Below are 24,365 nucleotides of genomic sequence, written 5' to 3'. Positions count from 1 at the left end.
CCCCCTTTAGATTTCCTTTCGCGTCCATCCGCCATGCTTCCATCCATGCTCGCCGCCTCCATCCCGTTCTACGAGGATCCGCAGACGCTCTTCATCATCGGCCTGCTCCTGCTGGTGTTGTTCGTCTGGTACTTCGCCACTGAAATCGAACGCCGCAAGCGCAACGTCGGCACCGTCCTCCTGCTCGGAGTGACCGCCCTCTGCCTGGTGTCCGTCTTCCCGCTCAAGGAGCGCCTGAAGGGCGGCATCGACATCCTCGGCGGCTCCTCCTACAGCCTCCGCGTCCAGCAGCACGAGGACGAGACCACCGGCGAAAAGACCTCCGTGACCAAGAGCCAGGTCGAGCAGGCCATCAAGGTCATCGAGCAGCGCCTCAACGGTGCCGGCACCTCCGAGCCGCTCATCGCCGCCCAGGGCGAGGACAAGATCCTGGTCCAGATGCCGGGCGTGACTCCCGAGGAGGCCAAGAAGATTCGTGAGACCCTGGAACGCGTGGCCCACCTCGAGCTCCGCCAGGTCCACCCGCGCAGCAACGAGCTCGTCGGCGCCATCGCCGCGAACACCGAGGTCGCCCCTCCGGGCTACAAGGTGTTCCAGCAGAAGCTGAAGGACTCCGAAGGCAAGACCTTCACCTCCCCGATCCTGCTGAGCCGCCGCGTGGCCCTCGGCGGCCCGGATGTGGCCCACGCCACCCCTTCCCCGACGCAGCACGACGCCGTTTCCATCACCCTGAACGCCAAGGGCGGCGACAAGATGATCGCCCTCACCGAGCACATGCAGCCGGGCGTGGACCGCATCGCCATCGTGCTCGACAACGAGGTGATCAGCGCCCCCTCCGTGAAAACGGTGCCGCTGGGCAGCCAGTTCCAGATCGACGGCCTCGACAAGCCCGGTGAAGTCCAGGACCTCGCCAACGCCCTGATGAACCCGCTCGAAAACGGCCTGAAGGTCGAGGAAGAGCGCTCCGTTTCCCCGCTGCTCGGCGCCGAGATCGTCAAGCAGGGCATCTGGTCCGGCGTCCTCGGCCTGGCCCTCACCTTCCTCTTCGTGCTGGTCTACTACCGCGTGGCGGGCATCGTGGCCATCATCGGCCTGATCCTGAACACGGTGATGCTCTTCGGCATCATGGCCATGTTCGGCTTCACCTTCTCCCTGCCCGGCATCGCCGGTATGGTCCTCACCATCGGTGTGGCGGTGGACGCGAACGTGCTCATCAACGAGCGCCTGCGCGAGGAACTCGCCGCCGGCAAGTCCCTGAAGACCGCGATCTCCGCGGCCTACGACAAGGCCTTCAGCGCGATTCTCGACGCCAACGTCACCTCGCTCATCACCGCCATCATCCTGTTCTGGCTGGCCAGCAGCACGGTGAAGGGCTTCGCGGTCACCCTGACCATCGGCCTCCTGTGCTCGATGTTCTCCGCCATCCTCGCCACCCGCGTGCTCTTCCGCTGGGGCGTGGACCTGGGCATCCTCAAGAAGCTGTCCTTCCTCAACCTGATCCAGTCGAAGCACTTCGACTTCCTCGGCAAGCGCGTCACCTGCGTGGTCGCCTCCATCGTGCTGACGATCATCTCCATCGGCGCCTTCGGTTGGAAGAAGGAGCGCGCCTTCGGCATCGACTTCACCGGCGGCACCCGCATCCAGTTCCTGGTGGGCAACGAGCCGATCTCCAACGTCGAGGCCGAGAAGTTCCTCGCCGAGGGCAACCTGAACCTGCACAAGGCCGCCTACGTGCAGGATGAGACGAACCCGACCAGCGGTCACCTCCTCACCGTGCGCTGCGACAGCCGCGACACCGACACCGTGATCGCCAAGCTCCGCGAGCACTATCCGAAGCTCGCCGAGAAGACCACCGACGACAAGGGCCAGGAGATCTACAAGATCGCCTCGAACCACGAGGAGGTTTCCGCCCTGATCGGCAGCGGTCTCCTGATGAGCTCCGGCATGGCGCTGGCGCTCGGCCTGGTGGGCATCTTCCTCTACGTCTGGATCCGCTTCGAGATCTCCTTCGCCGTGGGTGCCTTCGTCGCCATCGTCCACGACTGCATCATCTCGATCGGCGTGGTGGTCCTGCTGGGCCGCGAGCTCTCGCTGATCCACGTCGGCGCGATCCTGACCATCGCCGGTTACTCGATCAACGACACCATCATCATCTTCGACCGCATCCGCGAGAACCTCCGCCACAGCTTCGGCGGCCACACGCTGGAGGAAGTGATGAACGAGGCGATCAACTCGACCCTGTCCCGCACGATCCTGACCTCCACCGCCACCCTGGTGTCGGTGCTCTCGCTGGCGATCCTCGGCGGCGCGGCCCTGCGCGACTTCTCGCTGGTGATCCTCATCGGCATCGTGGTGGGCACCTACTCCTCGATCTTCGTCGCCTCGCCGTTCGTGCTCTGGTGGAGCCGCGGCCGGAACAACCAGCTCCGCGACGATGGCATCGAGGCGGAAGTGGTGACGGAAGCGAAACCGACCACCAACTGAGCCCGCTCAACTAACTGAGCCCGGCATTGACCGGGCCGAAGGGGAACGCCAGCATCCGCCCATGATGCGCGCCGTTCCCCTTTTTCTTTTCGCCGCCCTGCTGCCGGCCGGAGCCGAGGTCGAGCGGGAAATCCCCCTCGGCATCGAGGCCGTCACGGGCTACCGCTCGGAATACATCTGGCGCGGCTTCAAGGTCGGCGACGGCATCATGGACTTCCAGCTCCAGGGCGAAATCGCCCTGAGCAACGAGTGGGCGCTGGACATCGGCGGCACCTACGCCACCGAGGGCGGCGACGGTGACAACACCGAGGGCACCTTCTTCGTCGACCTCAACTACGACACCAAGCAGTGGTCCGCCGGTTTCTCCATCACCGGCCACGCCTTCGACCACCCGCTGCTGGACAGCGGCGTCGATTTCTCCCCGAGCTTCACCTGGCACGCCACCAAGGACCTCGACCTCATCGCGGGCGCGGCTTACGACACCGGCGCGGAGGGAGTCTACGGCTGGCTGGAAGGCAAGTGGTCGAAGCCGGTCACTGATTCCTCCTTCGTCACCCTGCAGGGCGGCACCAGCTTCGTGGGCGACTACTACGGCCGCGATGGCTGGAACGACCTCTACGCCCGCGCCTCCTTCACCTACGCGCTGAACAAGACCATCTCCCTCACCCCGTTCGTCGGCGTTTCGATCCCGATGGACGCGGACCCGGAGACCAACCGCCTCTTCGGCGGCCTCTGGTTCGAGGCGAACTTCTGAAGCCAGAAGCCCGCCCCGGACAACCAGCCCTCAATCCGCCTGCGGAAACATCTCGCTCCAGGCCTGGGCGGCCGCGGCGTGGTCGCTCTTGTCCCAACTGGCGAACACCTTCGTCGCGGCATCCTTCCGCTTTTGAGGATCCTCGATGCGGGTGACATAGGCCCACCCCAGCACCGGGTCAGACGCGCCCGTCGCCTTGGCCAAGGAGGCGTTCCCTTCATCACGGTACGGACCCGCCGGGAGCGAACCGACCCAGGCGGATGCCCCCTCGGGCGAACTGCCCACCCAAACATCCACCACCGTGCCGATCTGGCTAGGGCCGGCGAGCTTGGTATTGGCCATCACATACTGGCCGGCCTCCACCGGACTGACCGCCGCCCAGGATTGCATCAACGACGTCCGGATATTTCGGGCACCCTTCGCATCATCCGGAAACATTCCCGAGATCTTCCCGAAATCCGCGGTCGGCGGAGCCTCCCTCACGATGGACGCCATCGCGGTGAAATCCACCTTGGCGGGCCGCAGATCCATGAAGACCTTCACGGCATTCTCCGGTTCCGTTCTCGCCAACGTGCGGCAGTAGCCCGAGAGGACCGCCGACTGGCAGTGGATGTCTCCCAGGGCATCGATGAACTCCTTCAACCCGCCCCCCGTGTAACCGACGCCCGCGGAAAACGAGAGCGTCTGCTTCAGCCTCGCGTCCTTCACGCCCAACAACCACTCGCGGGCATCCTTCCCCAGCACCCCGGAAAACACGCCGGGCATCTCCCCGCCGATCAACAGGTCCGCGGTTTTGCTGACGCTGAGGCCCTTCTCCTTCAGGAATTGGAGGAATCCGAGCATCTCCTCGCTCGCGCCAAGCTTTTGCACCGCCTCCCGCACCAAATCCTGCTGCTTCTGATCCAGCTCCTCCCCCTTGAAGTCCCGGGTGTTCTCGTCCCAGTGCAAGGCGATGTCATCGAGCATCTTGAGACGGCGGGCATCGGAGAGCTCGGGGCGCGCCAGTTTGATCCGTGAGCCAGCAGGCCGCGAACCTCCCGTCCTTTCGGCCGTCGATCCACTGCGGTTCGGGACCAGGGGCTTCACCTCATCACCTCCGGAAGGGCCCGAACCCGGACCGGTCTTCAGGGACAGCAGCCCGATGCAGCCCAAGGCCACCAGACCCACGACACCACTCACCATCAGCTTGTACTTGGACATAAACGCAGTGACCGTGAGATCAGCATGGACATGACTGCCTGAAAAGAAGGATCGCACAAATCGGCACCAACCCGGCCGCGGCCGCATGAAAAGCAAAACCCCGTCCACCTTTCGGCGAACGGGGCTTGGATCAAAAAGGTCACTCCTTTGGAGCCGGTGCAGCTCCGGGCGGCGGCCCCGGGCGATGCGGGCGGTCCTGCATCTCCGGCTTGTCACCGCCTTCGCCCTCCGGCTTTTCCGGCTTCGGCGGAACATCCTCCGCGGTCAGTTTCTTGTCGCCATTGCGGTCGAGTTTCTCGAAACGTTTCTCAAGGGCGTCCTCGCCCAGCTTCTCCGCGAACGGTGCTTTCTGGAACTCTTCAAAGGTCACGGCTCCATCGCCATTGGCATCCAAGCCACGGAGGATCTGACGCAGGCCGCCATCGGGGCCGCCGTCGCGACCGCCCCTGCCTTCGCCACGCGGGCCACCTTCACCATCGCGCGGCCCACCTTCGCCGTCACGGCGGGGTGGCTCGGCCGGGCGATCCTTCGGGGTGATCTGACCGTCGCCATCGCTGTCGAGACGCTTGAACAGGGCCTCCTGACGTTCGACGGGGAGCTTCTTCACGAATTCGGAAGCCTTGAACTCCTCCAGACTGACGCCACCGCTGTGGTCGACATCGAGCTCGGCCAGGCGGGGGAATCCACGGGGCGGTCCTTCATTGGGGCCGAACTTCTCCAGTTCCTCCTTCGAAAGCTTGCCATCGGAGTCCTTGTCGAGGCGCTCGAAAATCTTGTCCCGCTTCTCCTCGGGCAGCTTCGAAATGCGCTCCAAGGCCACGAACTCGTCCTTGGAAATGAAGCCGTCGCCATCGGTGTCCGCCTTTTTCCAGAACTCCACCCCTTGATGCCACGGGCGGCGTTCGCCATCTGGCGGGCCGGGGCGCTTTTCGGCAGCCACGGGAGTCTGCGGGTCGTCCGGTGGTCCGGGCAGCGCCCACGCACCCAGCATGGATCCGGCGAGCACCAGCGAAACGGGGATTGTCTTCATGAGAGTTCGGCGTTTTTCTAGCCCGGCAACCGGGGAATACGAAGGTGAAACTCCTCAAACCCCGGGAAGTTTCGGCTTCCATCCCGATTTTCCCCACTCCACCTGATGCATCTGCTCGACCTGCTCGCCACCCGCCGCCCCGGCTTCTCCTTCGAATTTTTCCCGCCGCGCACGCAGGCCTCGTCCGAGGAGCTGTACCAGACGATCCGGGACCTGGCGCCGCTGAACCCGACCTTCGTGTCCGTGACCTACGGCGCGGGCGGCGGCACCCGGGAGCTGACCCACGACCTGGTGGTGCGGATCAAGGAAACCACGGACATCCCACCGGTGCCCCACCTCACCTGCGTGGGCCACACCCGGGCGGAGATCGATGCCCTGCTGACCCGCTACGCGGCGGCCGGAGTCACCGCCATCCTGGCCCTGCGCGGCGATCCGCCCCGCGGCGAGACGAACTACGATTGGTCGAAGGGCGACTTCCGCCACGCTTCGGACCTGGTGCGCTTCATCCGCGAATTCAATGAAAGCGGACGCCATCCGGACCCGCGCGGATTCGCGATCGGGGTCGCCGGTTTCCCGGAGGGCCACCCGGACACCCCGAACCGGCTGCTGGAACTCGACCACCTGAAGGCGAAGATCGACGAGGGCGCGCACTACATCTGCAGCCAGCTCTTCTTCGACAACCGCGACTTCCTCGATTTCCGCGACCGCTGCGACCTCGTCGGCATCGGCGTGCCGATCCTCGCGGGCATCATGCCGGTGAGCTCGCTCCAGAGCATGAAGCGCATGGCCGAGCTGGCGGCCGGAGCCCGCTTCCCGGCCGCCCTGCTGCGGGCGCTGGAGCGCGCCAATGGCCCGGAAGCGGTCGAGCGGGTGGGCATCCACTACGCCGCCCAGCAGTGCGCCGGGCTGCTCGACGCCGGCGTGCACGGCATCCACTTCTACACGCTCAACAAGAGCCGCGCGACCCGCGAGATCTACCAGTCCCTGGGCCTTCCGGCCGGAGTCTGATCCCGCTGGGCCCGCCCCGCCGGGGATCACTCCCGGCGGCGGCCTTTGACGTAGATGTCCTCCGCCTGCTTGAGGGTGACCTCGTAGATCGAGCCCTCGATCGGGACATCGATGGTGATCCGGTTCGTGGCCGGGTCCGCCGGATACAGCGAGCGGAGGTCCGGCGCGCGGGTGAAGGAATCTCCCGGGATGCTGATCTGGAACGCTCCTTCGTAGCGCAGGGTGCGCGAGATCGCATCCTTGCCTTGATTCACCGTTTTTGAGGTATCGACCTGCCCCATCCCAGCCTTGGCGAAGTAGCCAGTATCCACGGGGGCCGGTTTTTGGGACGCCTCACCTGCCTTTTTCAGACTCAGATCGGATTTTTCATCCTCTGAGGAATCGGGCGAACGGGTATCTCCCTCCCCTCCGTAAGTGACGTCGCTGGCAAACACCGGAGCCAGTTCGCTGGTGGGGCCGCGGCTGAGAGCTTTCTCCACCTCCGCGCCGGTGGGTGGCCGGACTCTCAGCCGCCCGGCGAGGTTCATGACGTCCCCCTTCGCCTTCAGTTTGACGTCCCGGACATCGAGGGTGCCACCGCCCGATTTGACGAACAGCGAGCCCTCGGTGAACGACACCTTGCGGTAGCTGTTGAACGCATCCACCACCGACAGGGCCCGCAACAGATGGATCCGGTCCCGCAGGGTCAGGACATCGCCGCCATCCAACACCACCTGCCCCGCCAGGCCGATGCCGTCGGGAGAATTGGTGGATCCCGACAACTTGAAATCCCCCGAAATGGACCCTTCGACAAACCCGGCGAGGCGCTCGGGCAACACCGACTCAAGGGACACCCGGTGAAGGCGGACGGACCCCGACACGGCCGGACGGTCACCCGAGGCCAGCTTCACATTCCGGAACACCACCGAGCCCGCCACCGATCCTTCGCGATCCTGCCCCACCTTGAACTCTCCTTCTTCAACCGTCAGCCCGGCGGCATTGGCGGAAATCACCAGTCGTTCAATCTCCAGGCCACGCAGCCAGTTCTGGGTGAACCGCCCGCCGTGGAACTGGAGCCGCCAGCCATCGCTGGAACGCTGGGCGTTGAGATGGCTGTTTTCGATTTTTCCGCGGGTGTATTCGGAGAACCCCCAGCGGAGGGTGGCATCGGCCACCTCGAGGGAATTCGCCTCGAACGCCGGAAACTCCTTGAGGAAGGATTCCGCATGGCGGCCCGCCTCCGCGGCATCCTCGGCCCCGGCGCGGATCTCCGCGTCCATCCGGCTCACCAAGATCGAACCGGGGTTCCACTTGCCCACCAATCCATCCAGCAGCCCCATGTCACAGCGGACGTTGTAGGCGTTGATGCTCGAATAATAGGCGTCCGGGCCACCGGTGAGGGCGAGCTTCCGGAGGTTGAGGTGCCCCTGCACCCGCTGGAAGCCCTCCACCTTGGATTGGGACGCGCTGAGATGCTTGCCCAGGGTGGCTGCCATTTGTTTCGGGAAATCCTTCGCGTCGACCCGCTTGACGAGATAGACGCCGCATCCTGCCCCGATAACGAGCAGGAACAGGAAAATCCGGAACATCAGCCACAGCAGATGGAAGGTGGCGGAGGAGTAGCTGCCGCCCGCCATGGAGTAACGCAGTTGGAACCAGAAGCCTTGGCTGGAAATCCACTGGTTGAGTCGCTCGTTGAAGGCCTGGAGTTGTTCGCTTTCCATTGGGGGCTGGCGGGCGCCGGTATTCAAGCGGTCCATTTCAAGGCGAGCGAGTCAAATTTCCCTCGCCCGGCGGGAACCAATCGCCTACCTAGCCCGCCGTGGAAAGCGCCGACTACAAGGTCAAACTGGAGATTTTCGAAGGCCCCCTGGATCTCCTCCTCTACCTCATCAAAAAGGACGAGGTGGACATCCACACGATCTCGATCGAGCGGATCACGCGCCAGTACCTGGACTACATCGACACCTTCAAGCTCCTGAACATCGACCTCGCCTCCGAGTTCATCGTGATGGCGGCCAACCTGATGTATATCAAGAGCCGGACGCTGCTGCCGCGCACCGAGCAACCGCCCGAGGAGGACGCGGAGGAGGACGATCCGCGCTGGGAACTCATCCGGCAGCTCATCGAGTACAAGAAGTTCAAGGATGCCGCCGGTTTCCTCTCGCTGCGCGAGATCGAGCAGGAGGGCAGTTTCGCCCACCAGGCGGACAAGCCGGAAAAGGAGGCGGAAGTGTCACCCGCCCCGCTGGCCGAGGTGTCGATTTTCGACCTGATCCGCGCGTTCCAGAACGTGCTGAAGCGCTTCGAGGAGGCTCACGATTTCGGCGACATCATCGACGACCGCTACACCGTGGCGGACAAGATCGAGTTCCTGCTGGGCCACTTCGCCTGCGGGGAGGCACGGCGCTTCGAGGATCTCTTCGACGGCGCCACCACCAAGGCGGAAGTGATCGTCACCTTCCTGGCGGTGCTCGAGCTGATGAAGCTCAACCAGTTCATGATCCGCCAGACCCAGACCCTGGGCGAGATCGTCGTGGAGCGCCGGACCCCGGGCGCCGCGACCGCCATCGACCTGGAAGACGTCGGCGCGGAGGACTGAGCTCCCGCCTCCCGGACACGAAAAAGCCGCGGCGATCGCCGCGGCCTGACGTGAATCGGAAAGGTCCGGGTGACCGATCAGCCCAGGCGGTAGACGATGCGGGCCTTGGAAACATCGTAGGGGGACATTTCCATCTTCACCTTGTCGCCGACGACGAGGCGGATGAAGCGCTTGCGCATCTTGCCGGAAATGTGGGCGAGCACCTCGTGGCCGCTGACCATGCGGACGCGGAACATGGTGCCGGCGAGGACCGCGGAGATCTCGCCGTCCACTTCCACCGCCTTTTCCTCGTTTTCTTTGCCGGGGCGACGGGGGCCGGGGCCACTGCGTCTGGAGCGGGAACCGGAGGATTTGCGTGGGCGTGGAGGCATGGGCGGTCGGAGGAACAAAAGGAGGGCTGCGGAGCCCGAAAACGGATGAGCCGTGGGCTCCCGAGCCGGGATAATGCCGATTCGTTTCCGAGCATCAATCCCAAAAACCGAACTCCGGACTCGCGCACGGAGCGCTTGCCAATCCATCATATCCGTCTCATTTTCCGGCACCGGAGACGCGGAGCAGCGCCATCCGGAGAAAACCCTTCTTAAATCCCACACGCCAGCCATGCCTGAAATCACTGAAAAGGATCTCCCGCAGAGCCAGAAAGCCCTCTGGCTGCGAGCCCTTAGCGCCATCCAAACCCAGAACCTTCCCTACGCGATCAGCATCCTGCAGGCGATCCTCAAGGACCTGCCGGAATTCCTCGATGGCCGCAAGGTGCTCCGCAAGGTCGAGATCCAGAACACCGGCGGTGCCAAGAAAAAGGGCGGCCTTTTCGGCGGCGGCGGCTTCAGCGCGATGAAGTACTCCGGCGGCGTGAAAAAGGATCCGGCCGGCACCATCGTCCTGCTGGAGAAGGAACTCGAGAAGGATCCGTTCAACGAAGGTGCGAACGACCTGCTGTTCGAATGCTTCATGAAGCTGGAAATGCCGGACAGCGCGGCCTTCGCGCTGGAAACCGTGCGCAAGGGCCCGCCCGAGACCCCGAAGCTGCTCCACAAGCTGGCCCAGCACTATTTGACCCGGAACATGCCGCAGCAGGCCGGCGAGGTGTACACCGACATCCTCAAGATCGCCCCCACCGACTCCGAGGCGGTGAAGGGCGCGAAGGATTGCGCCGCCCAGGCGTCCATGCAGAAGGCGAAGTGGGACGAAAATTCGAACATGCGGGACCTGATGCGCGACCAGGCCCAGTTCGAGGAAATGGAGAAGGCCTCCCGCACCGGCCTGACCCGCGACCAGCTCGAGGAGCGCCGCGACAAGATCATCCTGAAGTACAACGAGGACACCAACCACCTCGGCACCGTCAAGGAACTGGCTGGCGTTTACGAGCAGCTTGAAGACTGGGCCAACGCCCACGCCTTCTACTCCTGGGCCCACACCCTGAGCAACGGTGACGTGGCGCTCCAGAACAAGGCTTCCCAGATGAACGACCGGGCCAACGAGGCCCACATGCGCGCCCTTGAGGACGCCGCGGCCCTCGATCCGGACAATGCCGATCTCCAGGCCCAGCTCCAGGAACGGAAGGCCGCCCGCCTCGCCGAACAGGTGGAGGAGACCAAGCGCCGCGTGGACCAGAATCCGACCGACCCGCAGCTCCGCTTCGACCTCGGCCAGGCGCTCTACAACGCCGGCGACTACACCGGCGCGATCCCGCACCTCCAGCAGGCGACCCGCAACCCGCACATCCGCACCAAGGTGCTGCTGCTGCTGGGCCGCACGTTCAAGGCGAAGAACATGTTCGACCTTTCCATCAAGCAGCTCAGCGACGCGCTCGCCGACCTGCACGCGATGGACAACACCAAGAAGGAAGTCCTCTACGAAAAGGGCGTGATCCACGCCGACATGGGCGACAAGGTCGCCGCCTTGGAATGCTTCAAGCAGATCTACGAGGTCGACTACGGCTACCGCGACGTGGCCTCCCGCGTGGAGTCCTCCTACGGCGGTTGATTCCGCCCCCCGTCATTCACCGGACGACGGGACTCCCAACCGGGAGCTCCCGTCGAACGGGGCGTCCGTGACCACCCAGTCCTCCGCCAGCACCGAACGGATTTCGGCTTGGCGGTTGTTTCCATCACCCGTCCGCTCCAAGCGCAGGGTCACACGCGATCCTTTCTTGTCCTTCAGGATTCGGTGCAGGGAGACATCCTCCGCTCCGCTTCGCGGGCAGTAGGCCATCATCACCAGATCCGAGCCGGGATGGCTGATGCCGTAGCAACTCCACGCCTTTTCATCGGCGTAGCCGCCATTGTAGTAGGAATCCTTGGCCACCAACAGGCGATAGTCCGCCACACGGGCGCGCCCGTCGTAAAAATCCTGCCAATCGACGTCATTGTGCCAGGCAAATGACGCGAGATCGAGCTGCCAATGCCCGGCGCCATCCGGCGTAAGCAAGGCCATCCGGAGCGGACGCCCCTCCTTGGCGAACTGCACCACCACCCCTTCGATCTGGAGGCCATTGGCGTTCTGGGAACCCTGCCAGAGCAGGCTGCGGATCTTTCCTTCCCGCTCGGGAAGGGTGGTGAGAAACTCCACGGCCTCGGCCTCGCTCATGCCGCGGAGGCGGACATGCCCTTGGAATTCGTCCGCCGAGCGCATCGCGAGCACCTTGCGGACCAAGGCTTCCGCCTCCTCGCTGGTGGGTACCGGGATCTCCATTTTGGTCCCGGCGGCATGAAGGCCGCGAAACGCCGCATCGGGGTCCTTCCACCCCTCTCCGCCCGCCTCTTTTTCCTTGAGGATGCCGACCCCGATCACCCCCACCAGGACTACCCCGGCCAGGGCGACCAGCACGATGGTTCTCAGAAGCAGGAGTTTGCGGCGATTCTCCCGCTTGACGCGACGGCGACTGCGGACCCGGGTCCGGGGACCATCGGGCACCGCATACGGCCGGGCTTCGGCATTCCCCGCGGGACCGTTCTCCGGATTGTCGCGTGGTTGGCGGGGGAAGGAGCGGATTTCCATGGGGGGGGGAGGAAGCTCGGAAGGGAAGCTGCTAGGAATCAGCGCGGAACGAGCGTGATCCGGGTGGGCTCGTAACGGTCATCCGGGCGGAACAGCCAGCCGGGATTGCGGTCGACCACCTCGTAGCCGGTGAGGCGGAATTCCGGCAGGAACTGGTTGCTGTTCGGCTCATACACCTGGCGGCCGGTGTAGCTGCCACGGATGCGATAGTCGTAGTTGTTGTCGAAGCCGTAGCGCTGACCGTCCGGGCCATTCTCCGGCAGGCGGTCCGGATTGGTCTTCACGGCTTCCTGGAAGACGACCAGCTTGGCGCGGCTCCAGGAGTCGTGAGGCTTGCGCAGGTAGCCCCAGAAGCGGGTCTTGTGGACGTAGTAGCGGCGGCCGTAATAGAAGTCCCCGGTCGGTTCGGCGGCGATCTTCGCGGAGCGTTCGGCGGGGGTGGGACCGCCCATGTTGCCGGTGCCCATCGGGCCACCACATTGGGTCAACACGGTGCATGCGGACACCACGGCGAGGAAACGGCAAGCGGTACGAACCATGTCGCAACGCTACCGGAGGCAGCCATGATGCGGCAAGTTGCAAAGCTCCAGCAAACAAGGCATCCTTCCCGCCCCGCGAATCCGCTTGCCAAGGCTGGATCACATCGGTAATCGCCGACCTCCCAAACGCATCATCGCGTCTTCTCCTCCTCGTTCATGAAATTGAGCCAGCTCATCTCCACCGATCAAATCCTGCCCGAAATGAGGGCGGATGGGCACTGGCCCTCGATCGTGGAGCTGGTGGACCACCTGCGGGACATCGGGATGCTGGATGGCCCGCTGCATGAGGAGGCTCTGGCCTCGCTGAAGGTGCGGGAGGAGCTGGTGAGCACCGGCATCGGCGCCGGAGTGGCCATTCCCCACGCCTTCTCGGACAACATCGACCGGGTGATCGCGGTGCTGGGCCGCTCGAAGGAGGGCATCGATTTCGAAGCCTTGGACGGGGCTCCGGTCCACTTCGTGTTCCTCTTCATCGTGCCGCGGAAGGAGTATCACCTCCACCTGCGGACGCTCGCGGCGATCGCGAAGATGTTCACCAACGGCGAAATCCGCCGCCAGATCGCCGCCGCGGATTCACGCGAGGAAATACTCGCCATTCTCGATCCAAAATCGTCCCGTGTGGCCGCGCCAGGCAACTGATACGCCGCGCGTTCCACCGCCATGACCTTCCAGCAGGACCTCGAATCCCGCCTCTCCGCCGCCGTCGCCGCCGTGATCGGCGAGGCCGCCGCCACGCCCGTCACCGCCGCCACCGACCTCCGCTTCGGCGATTACCAGTCGAATGCCGCGATGGTGCTGGCCAAGCAGCGCAAGACGAACCCGCGCGCGCTGGCCCAGGAGATCATCGACCGCGTGGACCTGGCCGGACTGGCCACCGCCGAGATCGCCGGCCCCGGTTTCCTGAATTTCCGCATCCTGCCGGAGGCCTATGCCGCGGCGGTCACCCGCCTGCTGGGCGATGCCAAGCTGGGCGTGCCGGACGTCGGCGCGGGCCGCACGGTGGTGGTCGACTTCTCCGCGCCGAACGTGGCGAAGCCGATGCACGTGGGCCACATCCGCTCCACCATCATCGGTGACGCGCTTTCCCGCATCGCCCGCTTCCTGGGCTTCAATGTCATCACCGACAACCACATCGGCGACTGGGGCACCCAGTTCGGCATGATCATCTACGGGTGGAAGCACCTGCTGGACAACACCGCGATCGTGACCGACCCGATCGCCGAGCTGCTGCGCGTTTACCGCGAGGTGAACGCCATGACCAAGGCCGATCCCGCCGTGCTCGATGCCTGCAAGCTGGAACTGGTGAAGCTCCAGGCCGGTGACGAGGAGAACCAGGCGATCTGGCACCGCTGCATCGAGGTCTCCAAGCAGGGTCTCCAGAAGATCTACGACCGCCTCGACGTCACCTTCGACCACTGGCTGGGCGAGAGTTTCTACAACGACCGCCTGGGCGGCCTCGTCGACGAGTTCGTGGAAAAGGGCATCGCCCGCGTGAGCGATGGCGCGACCTGCATTTTCGCCTCGGGCAACGTGCCGGACGAGCAGGACCCCTTCCGCGTCCACAAAGAGGATGGCTGGACGGACAACCCGGCGATCATCCGCAAGGCGGACGGCGGTTTCCTCTACGCCACCACCGACCTCGCGACGCTGGAATATCGCGTCGACACCTGGAAGGCCGACCATGTCTGGTACGTCGTGGGCGTGCCGCAGTCGCTGCACTTCCGCCAGATCTTCGACGCCGCCGAACGCTGGGGCAAGAAGCACGACTACCGCCACGTGGCCTTCGGCTCGATCCTCGGCGAGGACCGCAAGGTGATGAAGACCCGCTCGGGCGACAACGTGCAGCTCATCGACGTGCTCGAGGAAGCCGTCGAGCGCGCCGCCAAGGCGATCGCCGAGAAGAACCCGGACCTCCAGGGCGAGGAAGCGGCTCAGATCGCGGAAACCGTCGGCATCGGCGCGGTGAAGTTCGCGGAGCTCTCGCAGCACCGCCTCACCGACTACGTCTTCTCCTGGGACCGCATGCTCGCGCTCCAGGGCGACACCGCCCCGTATCTCCAGTACAGCCACGTCCGCATCCGCTCGATCTTCCGCAAGCTGGAAGGCCCGTTCGATGCGGCCGCGGCCTCCATCGTGCTGGGCGAAGACGCGGAGATTCACCTCGCCCGCCTGCTGGTGCGTTTCGCGGAAGTGTTGCCGACGGTGGTCGACGACCATCGCCCGAACCTGCTGGCGAACTACCTGCTCGAGCTGGCGCGCGCGTTCCACTCGTTCTTCGAAGCCTGCCCGGTGCTGAAGGCGGATGAGCCTACCCGCTCCAGCCGCCTCGCCTTGTGCGACCTGACCTCCCGCGTGCTCTCCACCGGTCTCGGCCTGCTCGGGATCAAGGTGCCGGAGCGCATGTGAGGGGTTTCCATTCGTTTGTTCATTGCTGCTGATATGTTCGACCGTACCCGCCTGCCGTTCTATGTGATCGGCCACAAGAATCCCGACACGGACGCGATCTGCTCCGCCATCGGCCACGCCGCCCTGCTGCGTGCCACCGGCGAGGAGGACGCGACTGCCGCGCGTTGCGGCGACGTGCCCCAGCGCACGGCCTGGGTGTTGGAGAAAGCCGGCATGGAGGCCCCGGAGCTGGTCACCGACGTGCGCACCACGGCCGGGATGATCTGCCGCCGCGAGGTGATCCAGGCGGACCTTTCCGACACCTTCCTCATCGCCTACCGCCGGATGCTTTCCAGCGGCGTGCGCTGCGTGCCGGTGACGGACGCCACCGGCCATGTCCACGGCATCCTGCGCTACATCGACCTGCTCGAACTGCTGCTGCCGAACGAGTCCCAAGAGATGGCCTTCCGCACGGTGCGGGCCTCCCTGCTGAAGATCGCGGACACGCTCGGCGCGGAATCGCTGGGTGCCCCGATCACCGGCGAGGACGAGGAGGACATCATCCTGCTGGTCGGCGCATCCTCGCAGAACTCGGTCAATGCCCGTCTCAAAAGCGCGGCCAAGGATGGCCGGATCGGCCGCATGCTGGTGATCTGCGGCGACCGCCCGATCGTCCAGCGTTACGCCATCGAAGCCGGAGCCCGCGCGCTGCTGGTGACCGGTGACAACCCGATCGACGCCTCGCTGACCAAGCTGGCCGCCGAAAAGGGTGTGGTGGTCCTGACCTGCCACCACGACACGGCGAGCTGCTCCACGCTGGTCCGGTGCTCCCGCACGGTGCGCCACGTGATGGAAACCAAGTTCATCACGGTGGCTCCCTCGGAACCCATGTCCCGCCTGCGGAAGCGCCTCGCCTCCGAGGACCAGGACCTGTTCCCGGTGATCGATCCCCGCGAGGGCACAATGACGGGCGTGATCTCGAAGTCCGACCTCGTGGACCCGCCGCGCCTGCGCGTGGCGCTGGTGGACCACAACGAATACGCCCAGGCCGTGAATGGCGTGGAGGAAGCGGAGGTCGTGGAGGTCATCGACCACCACCGCCTGGCGGGCGACCTGGTGTCGCGCGAGCCGATCCGTTACCTCAACGAGCCGGTGGGCTCCACCTCCACGCTGGTGGCCCGCAAGTTCGTGCACCGCGGTCTCGCCCCCGAGCCGGGCGTGGCGATGTGCCTGAGCGCGGGCATCATCTCCGACACCCTCTGCCTGACCGGCCCGACCACCACCGATCTCGACCGCGAGATGCTGAAGTGGCTTTCGGAGATCGCGGGCATCGAGGCGGAATCCTTCACCGAGCAGTTCTTCGCCGTCGGTTCGCTGATCGCCACCGGCACCGCCGGGGAGATCCTCAACGCGGACCGCAAGGAATTCACCGACGACGGCCACAAGGTCAGCATCTCCCAAGTGGAGGAGCGCGGCCTGCACGGCTTCGGCCCGCGCCGCGAGGAGGTGGAAACCGCGCTGCGCCAGCTCGTGGCCCGGCATGGCTACAACCTCGCCGTGCTCGCGGTGACGGACGTTTCCCGCCACCACAGCATCATCCTCGCCGCCGGGGATCCGGACATCCTCGCGAAGCTGCCCTTCGCCCCGGTGGATGAAACGCTCTTCGACGCCCCCGGCGTGGTCAGCCGCAAGAAGCAGATCTTCCCCGCCGTGAGCGAGGCGCTGCAACACGCGAAATGACACCCTCTCCCATTGCCATGTCCTCCCTGCTTCCTGACCTCACCGTTCTCAAGGCCGGCACCGGCGTGCTGACGAAATCGTCCGATGGCACACTCGACCGCGCGCAGCTCGTCCACTTCGTCGCTGGCATCGCCGGATTGATCGATGCCGGCCACCGTTGCCTGCTGGTGTCCTCCGGAGCCGTCGGCTCCGGCGTGTCCTCGCTGGGACTGGACGCCTACCCGTCCGACACGGCCACCCGCCAGGCCTGCGCGGCCGTGGGCCAGGCGCGGTTGATGCACGTGTATGGCAGCCTGTTCGCGAACTTCGACATCACCGTCGCCCAGGTGCTGCTGACCGCCGGGGACCTTTCCACGCCGGAACGCGCGGCCTACGTGTCCGACACGCTGCGCCGCCTACTGGCCGAGAAGCGCATCCTGCCGATCATCAACGAGAACGACTCGGTGGCGGTCGAGGAACTGAAATTCGGCGACAACGACATGCTTTCCGCCCGCGTGTCGGTGCTGGCCGGAGCGAAGCGCCTGGTGCTGCTCACCAGCGTGGACGGCCTGCTCGATCCCCAGACCAACGAGTTGGTGCCGGAGGTGGCGGACATCGACCAGGTGCTGGGCCACGTGCGCGATGACCGCGGGAAATTCTCGATCGGCGGCATGGCCTCGAAGCTCACCGCGGTGCGCCATGCGGTGGAAAACGGCATCGAAACCCACATCGCCCACGGGCGTCATCCCGAGCGCTTGGCCGCGATCCTCGCGGGCACCGGCCTGTCCACCCGCTTCGCGCCGAAGCTCTGACCCCTCCTCCCCCACCCCGGATCCGGGGTTGGCATTTTCCAAATCCGCCGTTTACTGCCGCCATGTCCGAAGCGCTCCGCCAGACGATCCACCAGATGGGCCAGCAAGCCCGTGCCGCCGCGCACCGCTTGTCCCAACTGCCATCGGAAGCGAAGAACCGCATCCTCCACGCGATGGCCGGGGAGCTGCGCCTGCGCGCGCCGCAGTTGATCGCGGCGAACGCCCTCGATCTGGAGGCCGGTGAGGCCAAGGGCCTGTCCAAGGCCATGCTCGACCGTCTGAAGCTCGATGACGCGCGCATCGAGGCGATGGCCGCGGGCATCGATCAGGTGGCCTCCCTGCCCGATCCGGTCGGCCAGGTGCTCGATTCCTGGAGCCGCCCGAACGGCATCCGCATCGAGCAGATCCGCGTGCCCATCGGCACCATCGGCATCATTTACGAAAGCCGCCCGAACGTGACCGCGGACGCGGCGGTGCTGTGCTTCAAGACCGGCAACGCGACCATCCTCCGCGGTGGAAGCGAGGCGATCCACTCGAACCAGGCGATCGCCAACGCGCTCCAGGCCGGTGGCGAACACGCGGGCCTGCCCGAGCACGCGATCCAGCTCATTCCCTTCACCGACCGCGAGAGCGTCGGCATCCTTGCCGGGATGGACAAGTGGCTGGACCTGATCATCCCCCGCGGAGGAAAGGGCCTGATCGAAACGGTGGTCTCGCTGGCACGCATGCCGGTGATCAAGCACTACGACGGCATCTGCCACCTCTACGTGGATCCCGCCGCGGACTTCGACATGGCGGTGGACCTCACGGTGAACGGCAAGACCCACAAGCCCGGCGTGTGCAACGCGCTGGAGACCCTGCTGGTCCACGAAGCCGTCGCGCCCACCTTCCTGCCGAAAGTCGCCGAGGCCCTCCGCGCCAAGGGCGTGGAGCTGCGCGGCGATGCCCGCACCGCGGCGATCATCGACGTGATCCACGCAACCCAGGAGGACTGGAGCACCGAGTATCTCGACCTGATCCTCTCGATCAAAGTAGTGGCCTCTCTCCAAGAAGCCGTGGCCCACATCAACGAATACGGTTCGCATCACAGCGACTGCATCGTGACCGCGGACCACGCCACGGCGGAACGTTTCCTGAGCGAGGTGGATTCCGCCTGCGTCTTCCACAACGTCTCCACGCGCTTCGCGGATGGCGGCGAGTTCGGGTTCGGCGCGGAAATCGGCATCTCCACCGACAAGCTCCACGCCCGCGGCCCGATGGGCCTGCGCGAGCTGACGAGCTACCAGTACCGCATCCGCGGCGAGGGGCAGACGCGGTGAAGGTTACCGACTCCTCCACGAAGTCAGGCCATTTTGGAGTGATCAGTCATCAGTGAATAGTGATCAGAGAAGAGGAAGAGCCGGATGCGACTCTTCCTCCCTCTTTCGAATCACCGGTCACTCATGGATGGACTGGAGGTGTGAAGGACTGCGCGAATTTCCCCAGCACGCAAGGCGGGAGCCTCGCGCTACTTCACGGGCTGAGCGTGATTTTCACGCGGCCGAAGCGGCTGGCGGAGCCGGCGGGAGCGGTGTCCGGAATGCTGACGCGCTCCCAATCGGCATCGAGGCTCTCGACGGTCGGCGTGCCGCCCGCGGCGGTGAAGTCGCTCAGGGACGAACCGAACTGCGGTTCGTAGGTCAGCCCCGGCACGTTCTTCCGACGCAGGTACTGCAACCATAGTCGCTTCCCGCCCGATTCCGGGTTCACGATCATGCGCGGCAGGCCGGAAACGGGCGAGTTCACCGGATCGTAGCCCGTGCGGTCGGACTTCGCCGGATTAAGGTTGAAGCCGAATTCCATGAGCTTCGGCACGCCGTCCTGATCCTCGTCGCCGAGGCGACCGGCGGGCGAACCGTCGACATTGCCGCTGAAGGCCCACTGTTCGAAGGCCGTGCGGTAAAGCACGTTGAAGCTGTCCGCGGCGTCATTGCCACTGCCGGTAGCGCTGGCCACGGTGTCCGCTGGCAGGCCGAGCGTCACCAGGGAGCTGGTGGGATTGACCGCGACGATGTAGGTGGCCCCGCTGCCGGTCACCGACTGGACGGTGCCGCCGGAGATGGTGATGTCCGAGGCGGTGAGGCCGGTCACCGATTCGGTGAAGGTCAGGTTGACATTGAATACCCCGCCCGAAGCCACCGCGGGTCCGGACCAGGTGGGCAGCGGGCGCACGGGCTGGAGTTCGAGGCGGTCGAGGCGCGTGCCATCATCCCGGCCGTAAATCTGGAGGATGTGGCTGCCCGCGGTGAGGGTGAAGAGCGTGGGATTGGTGAGCGGCTGGCGCGAGCTGTTGGCGACGTCCCAGTAGAATTGGAGCGCCCCCACCTGCCCTGCGGTCTGGTTGGTGTGCCAATCGGACGGCGTCGCGCCATCGAAGCCGATGTAGAACGAATCGCTGCTCTGGTCATCGGAGCGGGCGAGACCACGCACGCGGTATTGGCCGGCGCGCGGCACGACGAAGGTGTACTCCGCCTTCATCGCCGTGTTCAGCGTCAGCACTCCGGCGCGGCTGTCCTGCGGGACCCAGATGTAGGCCCCGCCGCTGGTGGTGGCATCCGCGACCTGCACGAAGCCGCCGGAGAGCGTGCCGGCCTCCGCCTCGCGGGCGAGGATGTAGGGCGCGTAGGAAACGGAGGTGGCGATCCCCGTGCCCATCACATTCGCCGCGGCGTCCACCACCGCACCGGAACGCAGCTCGATGCCCACCGACCCGATCGATCCCGGAGTGATGGAGAGTAGCCAGTTGATCCCGCTCGGGGTGATGCCATCGAGCGTGCCATTCGTGATCAGGAAATCCGCGGCGGTGAGCCCGGTCACCGCTTCATTGAAGGTCAGACCGATCTGGAACGGTCCGTTCACGCTGGCCGGGACATTGGTGAAGCTTGGCAATGGCGGCTGGATGTCGTGGAACGACACCTGGAGCGTGGCTGAGGCCGTGCTGCCGAGCCCCTTCGGGCTCACCGCGTTCTGCGGCACGGACACGGAGACCACGGGAGAGGTCGGCGAAATCGTGGCGACGTAGTAGTGGCCCTTGCCGCGCAGGGCGAGCAACGAGCCGCCGGTGACCTGCACGTCCGCGGTGGTGAAATCGGTGACGTCCATGTCGAAGGTGATCGTCGTTTCGAAGGCCCCGGTCACGAAGCCGGTGGGACCGGCGACGCCACAGCGGGCGGCGCGGGCTCCGGCGAGCGCATCGTAGCGGAAGGTCGCCGTCGAGTTCGGCCAGGTGCCGGAGGTAAGAAGCGTCCAGTTCACCCCGTCGGTGCTGGTGTGGACCTGGTAGTCCTTGATCCGGCCGTTCTGGTTGCCCTGACGCGGCACGTAAACGAAGCCGCCGAGCGGACGGACCAGCCCCATGTCGATGGTGATGTAGTGGGGCAGCGCGGCGATCCCGCCGGTGCCGTAGCCGGTGTGCCAGAACGTGTTGACGTCGCCATCGATGGCACGGGTGGCCGGGGCGGTTTCATCCACCGTCTCCTCGCTGTCGACGGCGGCCACCGAGAGCTGGTTGGTGGGCATGGCCACACCCTTGTCATCGAGGATGGAAAGCTCGCCCACGGACGTCCACGCGTTGCCATTGACCTCGGCGGTCGAAGTGAGGCGCAGGTAGCGGGCCTGGCGCAGGACCTGGTTCTGGAACTCAGCGACGGTGGTGCCCGCGAGGTAGTCCTCCACCAGTTCGACCGCCGTCTGGTCCACCACGTTCTTCGCCAGCGGCGGCATCGCGGTGCCATCGCCGACGTGGGACATGCGGAGATGCACGGCGGAGAGGCCGGGATCACCGGGTTTCAGGTAGCGGCCGTTCGATCCCAGTTCGGTGAAATGCCCCTGGATGACGGCGTCCATCAGCCCCTGGGTGTTCAGCGGGGTCACCAGGCGGGCGTCGAAGTAATCGACCAGCCCGCCGGGCTGGTGGCAGTGCGAGCAGTTCGCATCGAGATACGAGCGGACGCGGTGCTCGATGGGCGCGGTTTCATCCTCGATCGCCCGCGAACTCAGGAAATTCTTCAACTCGTCCACTGTGAGGGTGCGGTCGAACATCGCCAGCGCGTTGAAGGTCGTGAGCTGGTTCGCGGTGCGACCGGTGGCGGGGTAGGTGTAGTCGCGGTTGAGCTGGTGGGTGCGGAAACCGAGTGCCTGACCGGCAGCGGTGTTGTGGCACAGCAGACAGTCCGACCGCGAGGGGAAGTCCCAGTGGCGCTGCACGGTGGTGCCATCGAGCAGGGTCACATCGTAGTCCAGCGAATCGCCGGTGGTGAGGAGCTGGGCATCGGTCCCCGCGGCGTTCCAGCGGTAGGTCAGGCCGTATTTCCCGCCACCGGCGATGCAGACGATGAAGCGGGTCTCCAGACGCCGGGTCACGGACGGGTTCCGTTCATCGAGCGGGATCTCGAAGTGCTTCATCAACACGGTACCCGCCGGAAACACCCAGTTTCCCTTCTCGCTGAAGGTGATCTTCTCCGCGGCGGTGTCGTGGGAACCATCGTTCGGCAGCATGATCCAGCGCTGCTTGTGCGCGCCATCCGACCACAGCGGGGTGTTCACGTCGAAGGGCACGAACCCGGGCGCGGTGGCGAGCGTGGACAGGTTCGTGAACACGCCGGTCTGCGACAGCAGCGCGGGCGGCTCCACGGAGGCCCCCTGCACCACCAGCTTGCGGATCACGCCGCCGGTCTGGTTGGTGCCGTTGATGTCCATCAGGTAGATCTCGCCGGTGCTGTCAGTGCAGAAGTTGGCGAGCCCCGCCTTGGTGCCGGTGTGGAAGCCGGTGATGATCTGCTCGATCACCGGAGCGGCTCCGCCCACGCCCGGCGTGGCGCTCCAGATCATGCCGCGGACGTGGTCGCCGAAGAGCACCTTGCCGCCGAGGAAGGAGTTCCACTTCGTGCCGCGGTAGCGCATGCCGCCGATCACGCACGAGCCGATGGTACGACCGTAATCGTAGAACGGCGCGACCTCGATGCCGATGACGTTGGCCGGTTTGGTGCCCGGGCCGGTGGCGGTGCCTTCCTTGAAGCCCCACTGCGCGTTGCCGGCCTTCGGCAGCACGGTGATCTCCTCCCGGTTGCCCTCGCCCACGTCACCGATCCAGACATCGCCGGTGGCGGCATCGTAGTGGGCGGCATGCGGGCTGCGCAGGCCGATGGAGTTGTATTCCTCCAGCACGCTGCCCGCGGGATCGAGCCACGGGTTGTCATTCGGGATGCCGTAGCCCTGGGTCGAGCTGTTTGGCCATGCAGCCGGCTTGTAGGCGTGGTTGGTCGGCTGGCGGCGGATGGCGTGGGATTTCGCCGGGTCGTTGTTCACGTCAATGCGGAAGACGCCGCTGAAAAAGCCGCCGTCGATCTTCTGGGTGTTCGCCAGCGCCTGGGACAGGCCGATGCTGTCGCCGCCGTCGCCGCAGGTGATGTTGAGGAAGCCCGCGCCATCGAAGAACATCGCGCCGCCATTGTGCCAGCGGTCCGGGTCGAACTGGTTGATGAGCACATACTCGCTGTTCGCATCGAAGGTGCCGCTGGCGGGCAGCCAGGTGAAGCGGGAGACGCGCCAGTAGGAATGGTCGAGGTCCGCGCCGGTGAGGGCCGGCTTGTGGTTGTAGCAGACGTAGGCGTAGTTCGCGTTCGGCGACCCGGCCTGGCCGAACTGGGGATGGAAGGCCAGGCTGTAGAATCCCTGGTCCTCCGAGGTCTGGGTCTTCGTCGACCAATCGAGCGCCAGCACCACCTGGGCCTGGGTCACGGCGGGATTGTTCGCGAAGCGCCAGAGGCGGCCGTCCTTGCCCACCAGCAGGAAGTTGCTGGTGCCGGGAATCTCCGTCATCCACAGCGGATCGACGAAAGTGAGGTTGGGGAAGGCGTTCGCCGTCGTCCATCCCGTGGCCGAGCCGGGGGAGGTGGTGGGAAAGGTCCCGTTGAAATAAGCCCCTACCGCTTGTGGCGCATTCAGACCGCCTGTCTGGGCCTGCAAGTCACATAAAAGGAGGGAAAACCACAATATCAAACAGCGGATACCGCTGATGTTGAACCAGGTAGGCGATGCAATGACCATCGACCAGAGCTAGCGATCCGTCCCAAAATGGGAATACAAATCCATTCCCTTTTTGTGACGAATCGATTCCCCGATTGATTTCTTTGGAAACCGACCGGGGGCCACCCGCCGCCCGGATCTCACTCCGTCTCCGGAGCCGCCTTGCCCGAAAGCTTGTTCTGCGCCGCCTGGATCAGCTTGGCATCGTCGGCCTCCGGCTCATCCAGCTCGAACCTCAGTAGGTCCCGCAGGTGCTCGCGGAACTCCCCGCCCGCATGGGGCAGCAGGGCGGCACCGGCCGCGAGCTTGGCCCCCTTGCCACGGTTGTAGAGCTCATCCAGGGCCGCTTCCCCGAGCTCACCGTTCCAAAGATCGGCTTGCGCGTAGAGCGGGATGAAATCGGCGACCAGACGCTTGTCCGTGGTGAGATTGAGCGCATGGGCCATGGCCTCCTGCCGGACTGCCGTGGTTTGGCGGCGGTCGGCGAACACGCCCCACAGCTTCGTGGCCGCCTCCTCGGTGGACAGCGAGTCATCGGCGATCCAGCCGCTGATCTGATCCCGGGTGGCCGCCGGGGTGGGACGCGAATCGCGGACAGCGGGTCCTTCCGGGCTGCCAGCGGCGTGGGAGCCACGCGGTGATACCGACACGGTCTTCGGCGGCTCCCCCGGCGCGGGGTTCCGCACGTCCGGTTTCTTGAAGCCACGCGACAACAAAACGACGGCGCCGATCAACAGCGCCGTCGCGAGAAGGATGGTGAACCGGGAACGGGACACTCGGAAAAAAG

18 protein-coding genes are annotated in these 24,365 nt (G+C 65.3%); 10 read left to right on the top strand and 8 right to left on the bottom strand.

All coding sequences use genetic code 11. The annotated features are described in order from the left end of the window. The first annotated feature begins 45 nt into the window (after positions 1 to 45). Together secD and llg_RS12000 are read left to right on the top strand one after the other, a co-directional pair. Positions 46 to 2,484: a protein translocase subunit SecD gene (secD, locus tag llg_RS12005; RefSeq protein WP_338284908.1), complete on the top strand. Its 2,439-nt coding sequence runs from the start codon at positions 46 to 48 to the stop codon at positions 2,482 to 2,484. Between the two features lie 61 nt (positions 2,485 to 2,545). Next, entirely contained in the window at positions 2,546 to 3,238 is a 693-nt protein-coding gene (locus llg_RS12000) for a hypothetical protein (protein ID WP_338284907.1), read from the top strand. A 30-nt stretch (positions 3,239 to 3,268) separates the two neighbouring features. Here llg_RS12000 and llg_RS11995 read toward each other — a convergent pair whose 3' ends face one another. Both llg_RS11995 and llg_RS11990 read right to left on the bottom strand, forming a co-directional pair. Then, on the bottom strand, positions 3,269 to 4,438 hold the full coding sequence (locus tag llg_RS11995) for a hypothetical protein (protein WP_338284906.1): 1,170 nt from the start codon (positions 4,436 to 4,438) through the stop codon (positions 3,269 to 3,271). A 139-nt stretch (positions 4,439 to 4,577) separates the two neighbouring features. Continuing rightward, entirely contained in the window at positions 4,578 to 5,468 is an 891-nt protein-coding gene (locus tag llg_RS11990; protein ID WP_338284905.1) for an EF-hand domain-containing protein, read from the bottom strand. Between the two features lie 105 nt (positions 5,469 to 5,573). On the opposite strand from llg_RS11990, the gene metF reads away from it, so the two are divergent. After that, on the top strand, positions 5,574 to 6,476 hold the full coding sequence (gene metF / locus llg_RS11985; protein WP_338284904.1) for a methylenetetrahydrofolate reductase [NAD(P)H]: 903 nt from the start codon (positions 5,574 to 5,576) through the stop codon (positions 6,474 to 6,476). 26 nt (positions 6,477 to 6,502) lie between these two features. On the opposite strand, the gene llg_RS11980 is transcribed toward metF, so the two are convergent. After that, a complete protein-coding gene (locus llg_RS11980; protein WP_338284903.1) occupies positions 6,503 to 8,215 on the bottom strand; it encodes a hypothetical protein in 1,713 nt (570 codons plus the stop codon). Positions 8,216 to 8,277: 62 nt separating this feature from the next. Between llg_RS11980 and llg_RS11975 the strand changes: the two genes are divergently transcribed. Beyond that, a complete protein-coding gene (locus llg_RS11975; protein ID WP_338284902.1) occupies positions 8,278 to 9,057 on the top strand; it encodes a segregation/condensation protein A in 780 nt (259 codons plus the stop codon). A 77-nt stretch (positions 9,058 to 9,134) separates the two neighbouring features. On the opposite strand, the gene infA is transcribed toward llg_RS11975, so the two are convergent. Continuing rightward, positions 9,135 to 9,428, bottom strand: coding sequence for a translation initiation factor IF-1 (gene infA, locus llg_RS23030; protein WP_345789178.1), 294 nt, complete (start codon positions 9,426 to 9,428; stop codon positions 9,135 to 9,137). A gap of 229 nt (positions 9,429 to 9,657) precedes the next feature. Between infA and llg_RS11965 the strand changes: the two genes are divergently transcribed. Then, the gene (locus tag llg_RS11965) at positions 9,658 to 11,043 is read left to right on the top strand and encodes a tetratricopeptide repeat protein (protein WP_338284901.1); all 1,386 of its coding nucleotides are present in this window, start codon (positions 9,658 to 9,660) and stop codon (positions 11,041 to 11,043) included. A gap of 12 nt (positions 11,044 to 11,055) precedes the next feature. Here llg_RS11965 and llg_RS11960 read toward each other — a convergent pair whose 3' ends face one another. Both llg_RS11960 and llg_RS11955 read right to left on the bottom strand, forming a co-directional pair. Continuing rightward, a complete protein-coding gene (locus tag llg_RS11960; RefSeq protein WP_338284900.1) occupies positions 11,056 to 12,057 on the bottom strand; it encodes a hypothetical protein in 1,002 nt (333 codons plus the stop codon). Positions 12,058 to 12,095: 38 nt separating this feature from the next. After that, positions 12,096 to 12,596, bottom strand: coding sequence for a hypothetical protein (locus llg_RS11955; RefSeq protein ID WP_338284899.1), 501 nt, complete (start codon positions 12,594 to 12,596; stop codon positions 12,096 to 12,098). Positions 12,597 to 12,752: 156 nt separating this feature from the next. Between llg_RS11955 and llg_RS11950 the strand changes: the two genes are divergently transcribed. The 5 genes from llg_RS11950 (at position 12,753) to llg_RS11930 (ending at position 18,831) form a co-directional block, all read left to right on the top strand. Further along, a complete protein-coding gene (locus llg_RS11950; RefSeq protein ID WP_338284898.1) occupies positions 12,753 to 13,235 on the top strand; it encodes a PTS sugar transporter subunit IIA in 483 nt (160 codons plus the stop codon). A gap of 21 nt (positions 13,236 to 13,256) precedes the next feature. Next, entirely contained in the window at positions 13,257 to 15,002 is a 1,746-nt protein-coding gene (argS, locus tag llg_RS11945; RefSeq protein ID WP_338284897.1) for an arginine--tRNA ligase, read from the top strand. 33 nt (positions 15,003 to 15,035) lie between these two features. Beyond that, positions 15,036 to 16,721 (top strand): putative manganese-dependent inorganic diphosphatase, encoded by a 1,686-nt coding sequence (locus tag llg_RS11940; RefSeq protein WP_338284896.1) that lies wholly within the window; start codon positions 15,036 to 15,038, stop codon positions 16,719 to 16,721. A 17-nt stretch (positions 16,722 to 16,738) separates the two neighbouring features. Further along, on the top strand, positions 16,739 to 17,512 hold the full coding sequence (proB, locus tag llg_RS11935; RefSeq protein ID WP_338284895.1) for a glutamate 5-kinase: 774 nt from the start codon (positions 16,739 to 16,741) through the stop codon (positions 17,510 to 17,512). A 62-nt stretch (positions 17,513 to 17,574) separates the two neighbouring features. After that, positions 17,575 to 18,831 (top strand): glutamate-5-semialdehyde dehydrogenase, encoded by a 1,257-nt coding sequence (locus tag llg_RS11930; protein ID WP_338290177.1) that lies wholly within the window; start codon positions 17,575 to 17,577, stop codon positions 18,829 to 18,831. Between the two features lie 193 nt (positions 18,832 to 19,024). Here the strand turns inward: llg_RS11930 and llg_RS11925 are convergent, their stop codons facing one another. Then, complete coding sequence (locus tag llg_RS11925) at positions 19,025 to 23,518, bottom strand: Ig-like domain-containing protein (protein ID WP_338290176.1); 4,494 nt, start codon at positions 23,516 to 23,518, stop codon at positions 19,025 to 19,027. A 200-nt stretch (positions 23,519 to 23,718) separates the two neighbouring features. Next, positions 23,719 to 24,354, bottom strand: a complete 636-nt coding sequence (locus llg_RS11920; RefSeq protein ID WP_338290175.1) for a hypothetical protein — start codon at positions 24,352 to 24,354, stop codon at positions 23,719 to 23,721. Positions 24,355 to 24,365 lie beyond the last annotated feature (11 nt).

Source organism: Luteolibacter sp. LG18, assembly GCF_036322585.1.
GTDB lineage: Bacteria > Verrucomicrobiota > Verrucomicrobiia > Verrucomicrobiales > Akkermansiaceae > Luteolibacter.
Note: the sequence above shows the minus strand (reverse complement) of the source record. Positions and strands in the feature narration are given on the sequence as shown.

What these genes read in the sequence shown, in the direction of transcription:
- secD (WP_338284908.1), top strand. Translation starts at nt 46, where the DNA reads ATGCTCGCCGCCTCCATCCCGTTCTACGAGGATCCGCAGACGCTCTTC.
- llg_RS12000 (WP_338284907.1), top strand. Translation starts at nt 2,546, where the DNA reads ATGATGCGCGCCGTTCCCCTTTTTCTTTTCGCCGCCCTGCTGCCGGCC.
- llg_RS11995 (WP_338284906.1), bottom strand. Translation starts at nt 4,438, where the DNA reads ATGTCCAAGTACAAGCTGATGGTGAGTGGTGTCGTGGGTCTGGTGGCC.
- llg_RS11990 (WP_338284905.1), bottom strand. Translation starts at nt 5,468, where the DNA reads ATGAAGACAATCCCCGTTTCGCTGGTGCTCGCCGGATCCATGCTGGGT.
- metF (WP_338284904.1), top strand. Translation starts at nt 5,574, where the DNA reads ATGCATCTGCTCGACCTGCTCGCCACCCGCCGCCCCGGCTTCTCCTTC.
- llg_RS11980 (WP_338284903.1), bottom strand. Translation starts at nt 8,215, where the DNA reads ATGGACCGCTTGAATACCGGCGCCCGCCAGCCCCCAATGGAAAGCGAA.
- infA (WP_345789178.1), bottom strand. Translation starts at nt 9,428, where the DNA reads ATGCCTCCACGCCCACGCAAATCCTCCGGTTCCCGCTCCAGACGCAGT.
- llg_RS11965 (WP_338284901.1), top strand. Translation starts at nt 9,658, where the DNA reads ATGCCTGAAATCACTGAAAAGGATCTCCCGCAGAGCCAGAAAGCCCTC.
- llg_RS11960 (WP_338284900.1), bottom strand. Translation starts at nt 12,057, where the DNA reads ATGGAAATCCGCTCCTTCCCCCGCCAACCACGCGACAATCCGGAGAAC.
- llg_RS11955 (WP_338284899.1), bottom strand. Translation starts at nt 12,596, where the DNA reads ATGGTTCGTACCGCTTGCCGTTTCCTCGCCGTGGTGTCCGCATGCACC.
- llg_RS11950 (WP_338284898.1), top strand. Translation starts at nt 12,753, where the DNA reads ATGAAATTGAGCCAGCTCATCTCCACCGATCAAATCCTGCCCGAAATG.
- argS (WP_338284897.1), top strand. Translation starts at nt 13,257, where the DNA reads ATGACCTTCCAGCAGGACCTCGAATCCCGCCTCTCCGCCGCCGTCGCC.
- llg_RS11940 (WP_338284896.1), top strand. Translation starts at nt 15,036, where the DNA reads ATGTTCGACCGTACCCGCCTGCCGTTCTATGTGATCGGCCACAAGAAT.
- proB (WP_338284895.1), top strand. Translation starts at nt 16,739, where the DNA reads ATGTCCTCCCTGCTTCCTGACCTCACCGTTCTCAAGGCCGGCACCGGC.
- llg_RS11930 (WP_338290177.1), top strand. Translation starts at nt 17,575, where the DNA reads ATGTCCGAAGCGCTCCGCCAGACGATCCACCAGATGGGCCAGCAAGCC.